General features: G+C 60.4%; 12 protein-coding genes. 6 read left to right on the top strand and 6 right to left on the bottom strand.

The window, feature by feature from the left end; all coding sequences use genetic code 11:
* Nucleotides 1–963 (bottom strand): LysR family transcriptional regulator, encoded by a 963-nt coding sequence (locus ACA056_RS26935; RefSeq protein WP_497268992.1) that lies wholly within the window; start codon nucleotides 961–963, stop codon nucleotides 1–3.
* Nucleotides 964–1,070: 107 nt separating this feature from the next.
* Between ACA056_RS26935 and ACA056_RS26930 the strand changes: the two genes are divergently transcribed.
* Genes ACA056_RS26930 through ACA056_RS26920 form a run of 3 tightly spaced genes read left to right on the top strand, consistent with a single transcriptional unit; the run spans nucleotide 1,071 to nucleotide 3,611 of the window.
* Nucleotides 1,071–2,312: a D-amino acid dehydrogenase gene (locus ACA056_RS26930; RefSeq protein ID WP_497268990.1), complete on the top strand. Its 1,242-nt coding sequence runs from the start codon at nucleotides 1,071–1,073 to the stop codon at nucleotides 2,310–2,312.
* An 18-nt stretch (nucleotides 2,313–2,330) separates the two neighbouring features.
* Nucleotides 2,331–2,681, top strand: a complete 351-nt coding sequence (locus ACA056_RS26925) for a RidA family protein (RefSeq protein ID WP_149628292.1) — start codon at nucleotides 2,331–2,333, stop codon at nucleotides 2,679–2,681.
* A 27-nt stretch (nucleotides 2,682–2,708) separates the two neighbouring features.
* Nucleotides 2,709–3,611: a transporter substrate-binding domain-containing protein gene (locus ACA056_RS26920; protein WP_497268987.1), complete on the top strand. Its 903-nt coding sequence runs from the start codon at nucleotides 2,709–2,711 to the stop codon at nucleotides 3,609–3,611.
* A gap of 9 nt (nucleotides 3,612–3,620) precedes the next feature.
* Here ACA056_RS26920 and ACA056_RS26915 read toward each other — a convergent pair whose 3' ends face one another.
* On the bottom strand, nucleotides 3,621–4,340 hold the full coding sequence (locus ACA056_RS26915; protein WP_497268985.1) for a 16S rRNA (uracil(1498)-N(3))-methyltransferase: 720 nt from the start codon (nucleotides 4,338–4,340) through the stop codon (nucleotides 3,621–3,623).
* Nucleotides 4,341–4,484: 144 nt separating this feature from the next.
* Nucleotides 4,485–5,891 carry an adenosylmethionine--8-amino-7-oxononanoate transaminase gene (locus ACA056_RS26910; protein WP_497268983.1) on the bottom strand — a complete coding sequence of 469 codons (1,407 nt, stop codon included), beginning with the start codon at nucleotides 5,889–5,891 and terminating at the stop codon, nucleotides 4,485–4,487.
* 223 nt (nucleotides 5,892–6,114) lie between these two features.
* Here ACA056_RS26910 and ACA056_RS26905 point away from each other — a divergent pair, with 223 nt between their 5' ends.
* From ACA056_RS26905 to ACA056_RS26895, 3 genes are all read left to right on the top strand, one after another.
* A complete protein-coding gene (locus tag ACA056_RS26905; protein WP_497268981.1) occupies nucleotides 6,115–7,866 on the top strand; it encodes a flavin monoamine oxidase family protein in 1,752 nt (583 codons plus the stop codon).
* 263 nt (nucleotides 7,867–8,129) lie between these two features.
* Complete coding sequence (locus ACA056_RS26900) at nucleotides 8,130–8,681, top strand: cytochrome b (RefSeq protein ID WP_497268979.1); 552 nt, start codon at nucleotides 8,130–8,132, stop codon at nucleotides 8,679–8,681.
* Nucleotides 8,681–9,307, top strand: a complete 627-nt coding sequence (locus ACA056_RS26895; RefSeq protein ID WP_497268977.1) for a YceI family protein — start codon at nucleotides 8,681–8,683, stop codon at nucleotides 9,305–9,307. The genes ACA056_RS26900 and ACA056_RS26895 overlap by 1 nt, the downstream gene beginning before the upstream one ends.
* 252 nt (nucleotides 9,308–9,559) lie before the next feature.
* On the opposite strand, the gene rhlE2 is transcribed toward ACA056_RS26895, so the two are convergent.
* The 3 genes from rhlE2 to ACA056_RS26880 all read right to left on the bottom strand — a co-directional run bounded on the left by rhlE2 (nucleotide 9,560) and on the right by ACA056_RS26880 (nucleotide 13,653).
* Nucleotides 9,560–11,443, bottom strand: a complete 1,884-nt coding sequence (rhlE2, locus tag ACA056_RS26890) for an RNA helicase RhlE2 (protein ID WP_123369145.1) — start codon at nucleotides 11,441–11,443, stop codon at nucleotides 9,560–9,562.
* Between the two features lie 223 nt (nucleotides 11,444–11,666).
* Nucleotides 11,667–12,482: a substrate-binding periplasmic protein gene (locus tag ACA056_RS26885; protein WP_497268975.1), complete on the bottom strand. Its 816-nt coding sequence runs from the start codon at nucleotides 12,480–12,482 to the stop codon at nucleotides 11,667–11,669.
* A gap of 88 nt (nucleotides 12,483–12,570) precedes the next feature.
* Nucleotides 12,571–13,653, bottom strand: coding sequence for a hypothetical protein (locus ACA056_RS26880; RefSeq protein WP_497268973.1), 1,083 nt, complete (start codon nucleotides 13,651–13,653; stop codon nucleotides 12,571–12,573).
* Nucleotides 13,654–13,684: the final 31 nt, after the last annotated feature.

Genomic DNA, 13,684 nt, shown 5'->3' with positions numbered 1-13,684 from the left:
TCAGTCGACATCATCGCTGACTGATCCACCGCATTCGCGAGCAGGCTCGCTCCCACAGGGACACAGGCGATCCAGTTGCGCCTGCGCCCGTCGGCTGAACACCTGCAACAAGTCGCTCAAGGTGTGGGGTGGCGGTTCGTCGGCGCGGGTGACCGCATACAACGTGATCGGTAACGCTGGCGCCAGAGGTCGAATCGCCGTGGTGGCGGGGGACGCGCCCAGTGCAGTAAACGGATCGATCACCGCCAATCCGGCACCGGATTCAACCATCGCCCGCGCCAGCGAATAGGTCTGCACGGCGATGCGTACCCGTGGCGGCGGATCGACCGCCTCAAGGTAGCTGTCGAGTCTGGCAGCCAGCGGGTCGGCGCTGGACAGGCCGATCAGCGGCGCGCCGGCCAGTTCGATCAATGGCAACGGTTGGCCCAAGGCGTCATCGGTCCAATAGCCCAACGGCGCCAGCGCCACCAAAACCCCGCAGGCCAACACCTGCGCCTTCAAGCCCGGATGATCCGGCGGTTGCAAGGTCAGCGCGACATCCACTTCGCGCATCAACAAATTCTGCATCAGCTCACGGCTGTGGGCGCTGGACAGTTCGCAGACAATGTCCGGGTAGCGTTGCGTCCACTCGTTGATTGCTGGCGGCAGCAGCGACAAGGCCAGCGCCGGGATCGCGCCAATCCGTACGCTGTGACCCGGCTCGCGACGCAGGCTCTGGGCCAGACGTCGCACGCCTTGCAGGCTTTCGGTGACCTTGTCGACCTCGCGCTCAAGCTCCAGCGCTTCGGGCGTAGCCTGCAATTTGCCGCGCACCCGCAGGAATAACGGGAAGCCCAGTTGCTGTTCGGCGTGTTGCAGCACTTTGCTCACCGCCGGCTGCGACACGTGCAGCAACTGCGCGGCGCCACTGACCGAGCCGGTCTGGCGAATGGCCTGGAAAATCTCGATGTGTCGCAGTCGCATGGCAAGTCCATAACCTTTGTTTATGGGTCAGGCATCTTTATGCATTGTTCAACGGCTGTCACCTGGTCCTAACCTGAAGCCTGTTTCAACAACGGTTAAGGACAGACATGGCTCAGCGGGTTTGCATTATCGGTGGTGGCGTCATCGGGCTGACGACGGCTTACGCACTGGTTCGCGACGGCATCGACGTGACATTGATCGAGGCCCGGGACTCGCTGGGCAGCGAGACCAGTTTCGCCAACGGCGGCCAGTTGTCCTACCGCTACGTCGCGCCGCTGGCCGATGCCGGCGTCCCATTGCAGGCGCTTGGCTGGATGCTGCGCGGTGACTCGCCGTTGAAGCTGCGCCCGCGCCTGGACCCGGCGCAATGGCGCTGGATGGCGTCCTTCCTGGCGGCCTGCCGTCGTTCGGTGAATCAGCGCAACGGCGCGCACCTGCTGCGTCTGGCATTGCTGAGCCAGTCCACGCTGCAAGGCTGGCGCGACGAAGACCGTCTCGACGGTTTCGACTGGCGGCGCAACGGCAAACTGGTGACGTTTCGTGAAACCGCGAGTTTCGAACACGCTCGCCATGGCCTCGCCGATCCGCGACAGCAGCACGTGTTGTCGCGGGCCGAATGCGCGCAGCTGGAGCCTGCACTCGCCGAGGCGCCGTTTGTGGGCGCGATTTATACGCCTGACGAAGAAGTCGCCGATTGCCATGCTTTCTGCCAGCAACTGCTGGCTCGACTCCAGGCGTCGGGGCGTTGCGAGTTTTTGCTCGGTCGCAAGGTCACCGGCATTCGCCACGCGGACGGCGCGGTGCAGGCCATAGAAATGGGTGCGCAGGTGCTGCCGGTCGAGCAACTGGTAATTGCCGCCGGTCATCGCAGTCCGGCGCTGGCGCTGCCAGGCATGAACCTGCCGCTGTATCCGCTCAAAGGCTACAGCCTGACCTTGCCGATCCGCGCCGAACATCGTGCGCCGGAGCTGAGCATCACCGATTACAACCGCAAGATCGTTTACGCCCGCATCGGTGAACAGCTGCGCGTGGCGGCGATGGTCGACATTGTCGGTTTCGACCCGGCGCTCGACCCCAAACGCCTGGCGCTGATCAAGCGCCAGGCGCAGGAAACCTTGCCCAATGCCGGTAATTACGACGCCGCCATCGAATGGGCCGGCATGCGCCCGGCCACCCCCAGCGGCGTGCCGTTGATCGGCGCCGCGGCGTATCGCAACCTGTGGCTCAACCTCGGTCATGGCGCCCTGGGTTTTACCTTGGCCTGTGGCAGCGCCCGGTTGCTCAGCGAGTTGATCGCCCGGCGCGCACCTTCAATCGAAATGCAGGGCCTCGCCCCCCGCGTTGCCTGACTTGAAAAGGAAAAACCGATGAACATCAACCGTATCAACAGCAACAGCCGACTCTCTGGCGCGGTGACCTTTGGCGATCTGGTGTTTCTCTCGGGACAGGTTCCGGGTGACAGCACCGACGTCACCGGTCAAACCGCCGAGGTGCTGGCGAAAATCGATGCGTTGTTGGCCGAAGCTGGCAGCGACAAGGATCATCTGCTCAACGCGACCATTTACCTGAACGACATTGGTCGCGACTTTGCCGCCATGAACGAGGTCTGGTCGCAGTGGCTGTCACCGGGCAACGCGCCGACCCGCACCACCTTGCAGGCGCAACTGGCCCGTCCAGAGGTGCTGGTGGAAATCACCGTGATCGCCGCCCGCCGCTAATCGCCTTACCCACAACGGAGAATAACAATGCAAAAAATCACGTTGATCGGCTGCACCCTCGGCCTGCTGCTCGCCAGTCAGGTCCAGGCCAACGAAGCGCCGCTGACCGGCACGCTGAACAAGGTCGCCAATGCCAAGAGCATCACGCTGGGCTATCGCGACGCGTCGGTGCCGTTCTCCTACGTGGGTGATCACACGGGGCAGCCGATGGGCTATTCGGTGGACTTGGCGAGCAAGATTGTCGAGCGCATCAAGCAAAAGCTTGAACTGCCGGATCTGCAGGTGAAGTACAACCTGGTGACCTCGCAAACGCGTATTCCACTGGTGCAGAACGGCACGGTCGACCTTGAGTGCGGCTCCACCGGCGTGACCGCCGAGCGCATGCAGCAAGTGGCGTTTTCCTACGGGTTTATCTACGTGAAGGGTCAGTTGCTCACGGCGAAGGACAGCGGCATCAAGCGCTTCGCCGACCTGCGTGGCAAGAACGTCGTGACCACCGCGGGCACCACCAATGAGCGGTTTCTGAAGAGCTACAACATCGATCACAAGATCGATATGTTCGTGATCAGCGCCAAGGACCACGGCGAAGCCTTCCAGATGCTGCAGTCAGGTCGGGCGGCGGCGTTCTATATGGATGACGCGCTGCTTTACGGCGAACGCGCCAAGGCCCGCGATCCGCATAACTGGGTCGTGGTGGGTGAGGAGCAATCGCGGGAAATCTACAGCTGCATGGTGCGCAAGGGTGATCCGCAGTTTCTCGAGTTGGTGAACTCGACCCTCGCCGATCTGTACAGCTCTGGCGAGATCAACGGCATCTACCAGCGCTGGTTCCAGCAACCGATTCCACCCAAAGGCCTGAACCTGGAATTCCCGATGACCAGCGAACTGAAAGCAATCATCGCCAAACCAGTGAGTGATCCGGTGAAGTAGGATCAGAACCTAAAAGTCGCCCCACAGTTGTTGCGCCACCGCCAGTGCCACGACGGGAGCGGTTTCGGTGCGCAGCACGCGAGGGCCGAGGCGGGCGGCGTGAAAACCGCCGGCCTTGGCCTGCTCGACTTCAGCGTCGGACAACCCGCCTTCCGGGCCGATCAAAAACGCCAGCGTCGCCGGTTTCGCATGGCTCACCAATGGCTCGGCCACCGGATGCAGTACCAGTTTCAATTCTGCCTCCGTCTGCTTCAGCCAATCGGCCAGCAGCAGCGGCGGGTGAATCACCGGCACCCTTGAGCGTCCGCATTGCTCGCACGCGCTGATCGCAACCTGGCGCCAGTGCATCAGTCGTTTGTCGGCGCGTTCGTCCTTGAGTCGGACTTCACAGCGGTCGCTGAAGATCGGGGTGATTTCAGTGACCCCCAGTTCGGTGGCTTTCTGAATCGCCCAATCCATCCGCTCGCCACGGGACAAGCCCTGGCCGAGATGGATCTGCAAGGGCGACTCGACCTGCCCGGCGAAGCTTTCATCGATCTGCACGACGACGCGCTTCTTGCCGACCTCCACCAGCGTGGCGCGAAACTCCTGGCCCGAGCCGTCGAACAGTTGCAGCGCATCCCCCTCGGCCATGCGCAACACGCGGCTGATGTAATGGGCCTGGGCCTCGGGCAACTCGTGTTCGCCAGTGCTCAAGGGGGCGTCGATAAAGAAGCGGGACAGTCTCATCGGGGGTCTCTGTAAAATGTGTGCAGGTTTTGGCGGCCCTATCGCGAGCAAGCTCGCTCCCACAGGTGTACGCGGTCAACTGTGGGAGCGAGCTTGCTCGCGATGACGGTAGTCCGGTCACCGCAGAAGCTTAGGTGAAATCAATCAGCCCGGATCGCGGAAGCCCGGATGAAAGTCTTTCGGCACCGACACGCTGACGCTATCGCGAGTCGCGATGTCGATGCCTTCGCTGGCCACTTCGGCCAGAAAGTCGATCTGTTCAGGCGTGATCACGTAGGGCGGAAGGAAGTACACCACGCTGCCCAACGGTCGAAGTAAAGCACCACGCTCCAACGCATGCTGGAACACTTTCAAGCCGCGACGTTCCTGCCACGGATAAGCTTCCTTGGTGGCCTTGTCCTTGACCATCTCGATGGCCAGCACCATGCCGGTCTGACGCACTTCCGAAACGTTCGGGTGATCGGCCAGATGCGCAGTGGCGGTGGCCATGCGCTGAGCCAGCGCCTTGTTGTTCTCGATGACGTTGTCTTCTTCGAAGATATCCAGAGTCGCCAATGCCGCCGCGCACGCCAGCGGATTGCCGGTGTAGCTGTGGGAATGCAGGAAGGCGCGCAGGGTCGGGTAGTCGTCGTAGAAAGCGCTGTAGACATCTTCGGTGGTCACGCAGGCCGCCAACGGCAGGTAACCGCCGGTCAGGGCCTTGGACAGACAGAGGAAGTCCGGACGGATGCCGGCCTGTTCGCAGGCGAACATCGTCCCGGTGCGGCCGAAGCCGACGGCGATTTCGTCGTGGATCAGGTGCACGCCATAGCGGTTGCAGGCTTCGCGCAGCAGTTTCAGATAAACCGGGTGGTACATGCGCATGCCGCCGGCGCCCTGAATCAGCGGCTCGACGATGACTGCCGCGACGGTGTCGTGGTTCTCGGCCAGGGTCTGTTCCATGGCGGCGAACATGTTGCGCGAATGTTCTTCCCAGCTCATGCCTTCCGGGCGCAGGTAGCAATCGGGACTCGGCACCTTGATGGTGTCCAGCAGCAGCGCCTTGTAGGTTTCGGTGAACAGCGGCACGTCGCCCACCGACATCGCCGCCATGGTCTCGCCGTGGTAGCTGTTGGTCAGGGTGACGAAGCGCTTCTTGTTCGGCTGGCCGCGGTTGAGCCAATAGTGAAAGCTCATTTTCAGCGCGACTTCGATGCAGGACGAACCGTTATCGGCGTAGAAGCACCGGGTCAGGCCTTCCGGCGTCATTTTCACCAGGCGCTCGGACAACTCGATCACTGGCTGATGACTGAAACCAGCGAGGATCACGTGCTCCAGCTGATCGACCTGATCCTTGATGCGCTGGTTGATCCGCGGGTTGGCGTGACCAAACACGTTGACCCACCAGGAGCTGACGGCGTCGAGGTAACGTTTGCCTTCGAAGTCTTCCAGCCACACGCCTTCACCACGCTTGATCGGGATCAGCGGCAGCTGTTCGTGGTCTTTCATCTGGGTGCACGGATGCCACAAAACCGCGAGATCGCGTTGCATCCACTGATTATTCAGGCCCATTTTCAGTCTCCTCGAGGCGGCTCGCGACGTGCGCGGGCAAACAATCGCGCAAGCCTATGCAATGCGTGGCGTGGGAACAACCCATTGTGTCGATTGAGCTACTTTGTATAGGTGGATAGACGTCGCTGGCGGCCTTTTGATGGCTGACGTATTCTTCGCGGTTCTTTGGGTCGTCTGACTCGCAAAACCGTTATTTCCTACGTGTATTTCCGGAGTTCGCTGAATGTCTGCTGGTTGGCTGCGCGCCTGTGCGCTGGTGATGTTAGGGCTGTTCAGCGTGTCTGCGCTGGCCAAAGATAAAACGGCGATCGTGATCGGGGGAGGGCTGTCTGGCCTCACTGCTGCTTACGAACTGCAAAACAAGGGCTGGCAGGTCACCCTGCTGGAAGCTAAACCGAGCATGGGCGGTCGCTCCGGGATGGCCACCAGTGAGTGGATCGGCAATGACAAGACCCAACCGGTTCTGAACAAGTACGTATCGACCTTCAAGCTGAGTACCACGCCGGCCCCAGAGTTCGTGCGGACCCCGAGCTACCTGATTGACGGTGAGTATTTCACTGCCGCCGATCTGGCCACCAAGCAACCGGCCACCAGCGACGCGCTCAAGCGCTACGAAAAAACCCTGGACGATCTGGCGCGCTCGATCGAAGACCCGCAGAACCCGGCGGCCAACAGCACACTGTTCGCCCTGGACCAGATCAACGTGGCCAATTGGCTCGACCGTCTGAGTCTGCCGGCCACGGCACGTCAGTTGGTGAATCAGCAGATTCGTACCCGTTATGACGAACCGTCGCGTCTGTCGCTGCTGTACTTCGCACAGCAAAGCCGCGTTTACCGTGGCGTTGCCGACCGTGACCTGCGCGCTTCGCGTCTGCTCGGCGGTAGCCCGGTGTTGGCTCAGGCGTTCGTTAAACAACTGAAAACCATCAAGACCAGCTCCCCGGTCTCGGCGATCACCCAGGACAAGGACGGCGTGACCGTCAAAGTCGGCAGCGTTGGCTATCAGGCTGACTACGTCGTCGTGGCCGTGCCATTGCGCGCACTGAACAAGATCCAGATGACTCCGTCGCTGGATACCCAGCACATGGGCGCGATCAAGGGCACCAACTACGGTTGGCGCGACCAGATCATGCTGAAGTTCAAGACGCCAGTGTGGGAAAGCAAGGCGCGGATGACCGGCGAGATCTACAGCAACGCCGGTCTGGGCATGTTGTGGGTTGAACCGGCGCTGAAGGGCGGCGCCAACGTGGTGATCAACCTGTCCGGCGACAACGCGCGCGTGATGCAGGCCTTCGGCGACAAGCAGATGGTCGATCAGGTGCTGATCCGTCTGCACGCCTTTTATCCACAGGCGCGCGGTTCGTTCACCGGTTACGAAATCCGCCGCTACAGCACCGATCCATCAATGGGCGGCGCTTACCTGGCATTCGGCCCTGGCCAGATCAGCAAGTACTGGCGTCTGTGGGAGCGTCCGATTCAGCGTGTAGCCTTTGCCGGCGAACACACCGACACCTTGTACCCGGGCACGCTGGAAGGTGCATTGCGCACCGGTCAGCGGGCAGCCAGTCAGGTAGAAGACCTGGCGGCCGGCAAGTCGTTTGAACCGGCGAAGGTTGTTCCGGCAGCGACCGTTGCGGCGGCTGGTGCGGTGGCGGCGAAGAAAGGTAACTTCTTCACCAACCTGTTCGGTGGTTCTGACGACAAACCGGCACCGGCCAAGGCGCCAGAGCCAGTGGCTCCGGTTGCACCGGCACCGGCTCCAACACCTGCGCCGGCCCCAGCACCGGTAGAAGCGCCGAAACCAGCGGCCCCGGTGAAAGTCGAACCGGCCAAAAAAGCCCCGGCGAAAAAGCCTGCTGCCAAAACCGAGGCCAAAAAGGCTCCGGCAAAAGCCCCGGCGAAGAAAGCTGAACCGGCGAAGAAACCAGCGGCAAAACCCGCTGCGACCCCGGCGATGGATACCAAAGCGCAGTAAGCTTTGGGATTAAAGAAACGCGGCAGAAATGCCGCGTTTTTTTATGCCCGAAGAAAACCAATATCAAGAATCGAATAAACCTAATGGCGGAGGTGTTCCTTAGTTGGACTTCATTTTTTCTTACACATGGGTCTTTAATCTTTCCTTAACTCACCTATTTCAGACTCTTGATCGTATTTCTCGATATTTCAAAGCGAAATTTTCCGCTTTAATTCGATAGGTAAAACGATAGTCTTGGTCGCAGTTCTCACAGGATTTGGGCAATGCAGCTACGTAACTCTTCTTCGCGCTACGGTTGGGTCAGCATCTTCATGCACTGGGGTGTGGCGCTGGTGGTCTTCGGTTTGTTTGCGTTGGGCTTGTGGATGGTCGGTCTCGACTACTACAGCGTCTGGCGCAAAGACGCGCCCGACTTGCACAAGAGCATTGGCCTGGTGTTATTAGCCGTCATGGTTCTACGGGTGCTGTGGCGTTTCATCAGCCCGCCACCACCCACGCTTGAAAGCTATGGCCGCATGACGCGCATTGGCGCCAAGTTCGGCCATTCGTTCCTGTATCTCAGTCTGTTTGCTGTGATGATTGCCGGTTATCTGATTTCCACCGCAGACGGTGTCGGGATTCCGGTGTTTGGCCTGTTTGAAGTTCCTGCACTGATATCCGGACTACCGGATCAGGCAGATACAGCCGGTGTGATTCATTTGTACCTGGCCTGGGCGCTGGTAATTTTTTCCGGTCTCCATGCGTTGGCAGCACTGAAACACCACTTTATTGATCGTGATGCGACCCTGACGCGAATGCTGGGGCGCAAAGCCTGATGTTCAACCTCGACTCCAAAGGAATAGAAAGCATGTTGAAAAAGACTCTCGCCGCTCTGGCAATCGGTTCTGCTCTGCTGTCCGCCAACGTGATGGCGGCTGACTACGTCGTCGACAAGGAAGGCCAGCACGCCTTCGTTGACTTCAAGATCAGCCACCTGGGCTACAGCTTCATCACCGGTACCTTCAAGGATATCGACGGCAAGTTCAGCTTCGACGCTGCCAAGCCAGAAGACAGCAAGATCGAGTTCAACGTGAACACCGCTAGCGTGTTCACCAATAACGCTGAGCGCGACAAGCACATCGCCAGCGGCGATTTCCTGAACGCGAGCAAATTCGCTAAAGCCACGTTTGTTTCCACCAGCGTCAAATCCACCGGCAAGAACGCCGCTGGCAAAGACACTGCCGATGTGACCGGCGACCTGACCATTGCTGGCGTGACCAAGCCGGTTGTGGTCAAGGCCACCTTCCTGGGTGAAGGCAAGGATCCATGGGGCGGTTACCGTGCCGGCTTCGAAGGCACCACCAACCTCAAGCGCTCCGATTTCGGCAAGCAGAAAGACTTGGGCCCACAGTCCGACGCGGTCGAGTTGTATGTAACGTTTGAAGGTGTCAAAGCGAAGTAATTTTCACGCCTGACACAAAAACGCCCCTGATCTTATGATCAGGGGCGTTTTTTTATTGCCTGCCAAAATAGGCGGCGCCACCGCAGATCCCTTGTGGGAGCGAGCCTGCTCGCGAAATCGGTGGGTCAGTCGAAATCAATGTTGCATGAACAACCGCATTCGCGAGCAGGCTCGCTCCCACAGGGGGTTTGCGTCAGCCATAAAAAATGCCCCTGATCGCGAGATCAGGGGCATTTTTGTTACTGCGCTAAATCAGCGGTTGCGGGTTAGCAAGGCTGGTTTTTCACCGCGCGGACGGCCTGGCAGTTGATCAAGTTGCTCAGGAGTCGGGAAACGATCGGTTTTCGACTCCTTGTGAATGATCTTCGGTGCCGGGCCGCGCGGGTTTTGCACGGCCGGTTCCGAACGCGGCTGATCGTCGGTGCGAGCCGGGCGACGGTTGCGGGACTCTTCGCGACGGGCCTGGCCGTCACGTGGAGCGCCATTGCGTGGGCCGCTGCGCTTGGCCGGCGGCGTGCCGGTGGTGGCGCCGTCGCTGCTGCGTGGGCCGCTTTGACGACCCTGAGGCTTGCCGCCGCCGGTGCGCGGAGCACCTGCGCCAGCTGTCGTGCCTTGTGCCGGAGCACCCGGACGGCGGCCACGGCCCTGAGCCGGTTTGGCTTGAGGAACGTAGTCGACGCGGTTACCGAAGTTATCGATATCGTCGTCCAGGAACTCGTCCGGAGCACGGTCTGCAGCAGCAGCGCGTGGCGCTGGACGCTGTTGCTCGCGAGCCGGAGTGCCTTCGCGTGGCTTGTGTTCACGCGCCGGGCGATCGCCGCGGCCAGTGGCTGCAGGTTTTTCCTTGCCGCCCTTGTCCTTGCCTTTGTCTTTACGACCGCCACCACCGCCAGTGCCGTTCGGACCGTCGCCGCGCGGGCCACGTGGGTTGCGCGGGTTACGCACATCCGGACGCTCGCGGACTTCTGGTTTCTCGGCTTCTACAGCGCTGGAATCGAAGCCCATCAGGTTGCCGTCGGCAATCTTCTGCTTGGTCATGCGTTCGATGCTTTTCAGCAGTTTTTCTTCGTCCGGAGCGACCAGCGAGATCGCCTCGCCCGAACGACCGGCACGGCCGGTACGACCGATACGGTGAACGTAATCTTCGTCGACGTTTGGCAATTCGAAGTTGACCACGTGTGGCAACTGGTCGATATCCAGGCCGCGAGCGGCGATGTCGGTGGCGACCAGGATGCGCACTTCGCCGGCCTTGAAGTCGGCCAGGGCTTTGGTGCGAGCGTTCTGGCTCTTGTTACCGTGGATCGCAACGGCGCTGAGGCCGTGTTTGTCCAGGTACTCGGCCAGACGGTTGGCACCGTGCTTGGTGCGGGTGAACACCAGGACCTGTTCCCAGGCGCCCGCGGTGATCAGGTGCGCCAGTAACGAACGCTTGTGGCTGGCGGCCAGGCGGAATACGCGCTGTTCGATACGCTCGACCGTGGTGTTCGGTGGCGTGACTTCGATGCGTTCCGGGTTGTGCAGCAGTTTGCCGGCGAGGTCGGTGATGTCTTTGGAGAAGGTCGCCGAGAACAGCAGGTTCTGGCGTTTGCTCGGCAGACGGGCAAGGACCTTTTTCACGTCATGGACGAAGCCCATGTCGAGCATGCGGTCGGCTTCGTCCAGCACGAGGATTTCCACGTGGGACAAATCGACGCTGCCTTGACCGGCGAGGTCGAGCAGGCGGCCGGGGCAGGCCACCAGCACGTCAACACCGCGGGACATGGCCTGAACCTGCGGGTTCATGCCGACGCCGCCGAAGATGCAGGCGCTGACGAACTTCAGGTCACGGGCATAGACCTTGAAGCTCTCGTGTACTTGAGCCGCGAGTTCGCGAGTAGGGGTCAAGACCAGTACGCGCGGTTGGCGCGGGCCGTGACGCTGGGATTTGTCCGGGTGACCGTTGGGGAACAACCGCTCCAGAATCGGAAGGGCGAAGCCGCCGGTTTTACCAGTACCTGTCTGAGCCGCGACCATCAGGTCGCGACCTTGCAACACGGCGGGAATAGCCCGCTGTTGCACCGGAGTAGGCTCGGTATAGCCCGCTGCCTCGATGGCGCGGACTAAAGCCTCGGAGAGACCGAGGGAAGCAAAGGACATGAGTAATCCTGTTTTAGTTAGGGCTTGGCCCAATGGGAGTCTTGCCTGGCGCGAATGGCGTTTAAGAGGAACGCAATCCCGTCCGGTCCTGCTGGGTTTCGAAGGCTCGTCTGGAGCGCTCGCGCGGGCTGAAAAGCTGCGCTGTAGCGGGGTCGAGATGCCTTGAACGATTCCGAGCGTCCGGGCGTGAGCCTGGCGGGAAGGCCGGAGTATAACAGAGCAATCACTGCGCGCCGCTTTCCTGCTGCTCAACGGTTTTTCCGCTGGCGGCGGTGGCTCTGGTGGTTTTTACCTCGACCGCCGGGTCGGCGCCATAACGGGCGCTCAATTCAGCGTACGCAGGCTCGCGCTTGAAGCGTTTGAGCTCGGCGCCGAAGCGCTGCACCAACAAGTCCATGCCGGCGTTGCGGCGCACTGCCAGGAACTGGCTCTGGTGGCTGATGACGGTCGGGTTCTCGGTAATCTTGTCGCGGATGCCCAATTCGTCGAGTAAGTGCTGACCAACCCTGCGATCAGTGATCAGCAGGTCGATGCGCCCGCGCACCAGTTTGCCGAAGTTGGCTTCATGGGTCGGCGCCGGTTCGCGAGTGAACAGGGTCGATTCGCTGAAGTCCTGGCTGTACAGATAGCCCGGCGAAGTGCCTATGGTCAGCCCTTTCAGGTCGGCCAGGGTGCGAAACGGATGGGGCCGCTCATTGGCGTAGAACATCACGAATTCGACTTCCGACAGCGGTTCGCCGGGATAGAGGAGGGTGGCGTCGCGCTCATCGCTGTGAAAAATGTCCAGCGCGCCATCCGCCTGGCCCGATTCAAGCATCGACAGGCAGCGTTTCCACGGCAGGAACTGCCAGTCCACTTCGATCCCCAGGCGTTTGAATACGATGGCCGTGGTTTCGTAATCCAGACCCAGGGATTTGCCGTTTTCCTCATACACATACGGCGCCCAGGGTTCGGTGACAATGCGCAGCTTCTCGCCCCGAGCGGTAAAGCTCAGGCAAGTAAAAAGCAGAACTGTCAGGAACTGGGCAATAACGGGCATGGCCTGAGGTTAGTACTCTCAAGGCCTAATGAGAAGCTCTGGCGAGCATGTTTAGCGCTGGCCTTGAGGTAGATTGTGCGCAAGACCTCTATTTATCGGGCGAATTGAGCAAGTGGTCGTGGATAGCTTTGCGTCGACCGCCCAGGATCAGTCGGACCAATTCCCTGTCGAACCAGCGTTCGAGCAAGTGCGGAGTGACCGGCTTGCCGAGGCGCTCTTCCTGGTTTTGCAGCGCCTTGTCCCACCACACCGGCCCACAGGCCTTGTCGAACTCATTGTGGTGTTCATAGCAGCCGTAAAGGATTTCGCGGATGAACTGACGCAGATGTTTGGGCAGTGCCAGGGTGATAAGTTTGTAGAGCATTCGCTGGGCCCGTGGCGGTCGTGGCAGGTGAGCTGACACGCGGCGAGTATCGTCCAATGCCGCCTGACTGGTCGGGTTCTTGGCGTGTTTGACGACCCAGGCTTTAACCTTGGCCCTGAACAGCTGCTTGCGGCTCCAGTAGTGATGGATCAGGTCCGGGCACTTATTGATCTTCATCGTGCGATAGGCTGCGACCGACAGGCAAAACTCTTCAAGGGTATAAGCCCCCTGTGCCATGGGAAACAATTCGTCGATCAAGGCAATGGAGTGATCAAGCACCTGCGCGTCCTGCTGGTGCAACCCGATCACGCCGGAGTTGAGCAGCATCATCTGATCGTCTGCCAGGCCTTTGTTAAAAAGCGTACTCGACAGCGCACTGTAGAGCACGTTCTCCTTATTGGTGCCGTATTGGGTGTAGTAGTCGTTGCACAGCAGAGTGCCGGGTTGCACGCGATTGAACAGTTCGACGGGTGAACAATGGAAGAACGTGTCGGTGTCGATCAGCAATGCGACTTCCGACTCCTCAAGCACCGTGCGCAACGCGACATGCTTGGCTCGAAAGTGATAGCCGTGGGGTTCGTTCCAGCGGCGACGAGTAGGTTCGTCGAGGGGGCGCACTCGTACCGGTAGGTGCTCGTAGGGCTGCGGGTTGTCACTGAAAACCTGGATGTCGAGCTCTGCGTGGGGCGTTTCACGCAGCCAGGCCAAGGCACTGGCGATGCTGAACACCGCTTCCTGGTGGTACGTCTGGGAGCCAAAAACCAGATAAACCAGTTGAGGGCGTGGTGGCGAGGACTCAGTCATCATTGGAAACAACATTCCATGGGGCTTTGAATAT

Source organism: Pseudomonas sp. LBUM1666 (assembly GCF_059695775.1).
The sequence above is the reverse complement of the archived record's forward strand: the minus strand, read 5'-3'. Positions and strand labels throughout refer to the sequence as shown.

Excerpts from the sequence above, each read along its gene's own strand:
- ACA056_RS26935 (WP_497268992.1), bottom strand. The coding sequence starts at position 963 with ATGCGACTGCGACACATCGAGATTTTCCAGGCCATTCGCCAGACCGGC.
- ACA056_RS26930 (WP_497268990.1), top strand. The coding sequence starts at position 1,071 with ATGGCTCAGCGGGTTTGCATTATCGGTGGTGGCGTCATCGGGCTGACG.
- ACA056_RS26925 (WP_149628292.1), top strand. The coding sequence starts at position 2,331 with ATGAACATCAACCGTATCAACAGCAACAGCCGACTCTCTGGCGCGGTG.
- ACA056_RS26920 (WP_497268987.1), top strand. The coding sequence starts at position 2,709 with ATGCAAAAAATCACGTTGATCGGCTGCACCCTCGGCCTGCTGCTCGCC.
- ACA056_RS26915 (WP_497268985.1), bottom strand. The coding sequence starts at position 4,340 with ATGAGACTGTCCCGCTTCTTTATCGACGCCCCCTTGAGCACTGGCGAA.
- ACA056_RS26910 (WP_497268983.1), bottom strand. The coding sequence starts at position 5,891 with ATGGGCCTGAATAATCAGTGGATGCAACGCGATCTCGCGGTTTTGTGG.
- ACA056_RS26905 (WP_497268981.1), top strand. The coding sequence starts at position 6,115 with ATGTCTGCTGGTTGGCTGCGCGCCTGTGCGCTGGTGATGTTAGGGCTG.
- ACA056_RS26900 (WP_497268979.1), top strand. The coding sequence starts at position 8,130 with ATGCAGCTACGTAACTCTTCTTCGCGCTACGGTTGGGTCAGCATCTTC.
- ACA056_RS26895 (WP_497268977.1), top strand. The coding sequence starts at position 8,681 with ATGTTCAACCTCGACTCCAAAGGAATAGAAAGCATGTTGAAAAAGACT.
- rhlE2 (WP_123369145.1), bottom strand. The coding sequence starts at position 11,443 with ATGTCCTTTGCTTCCCTCGGTCTCTCCGAGGCTTTAGTCCGCGCCATC.
- ACA056_RS26885 (WP_497268975.1), bottom strand. The coding sequence starts at position 12,482 with ATGCCCGTTATTGCCCAGTTCCTGACAGTTCTGCTTTTTACTTGCCTG.
- ACA056_RS26880 (WP_497268973.1), bottom strand. The coding sequence starts at position 13,653 with ATGATGACTGAGTCCTCGCCACCACGCCCTCAACTGGTTTATCTGGTT.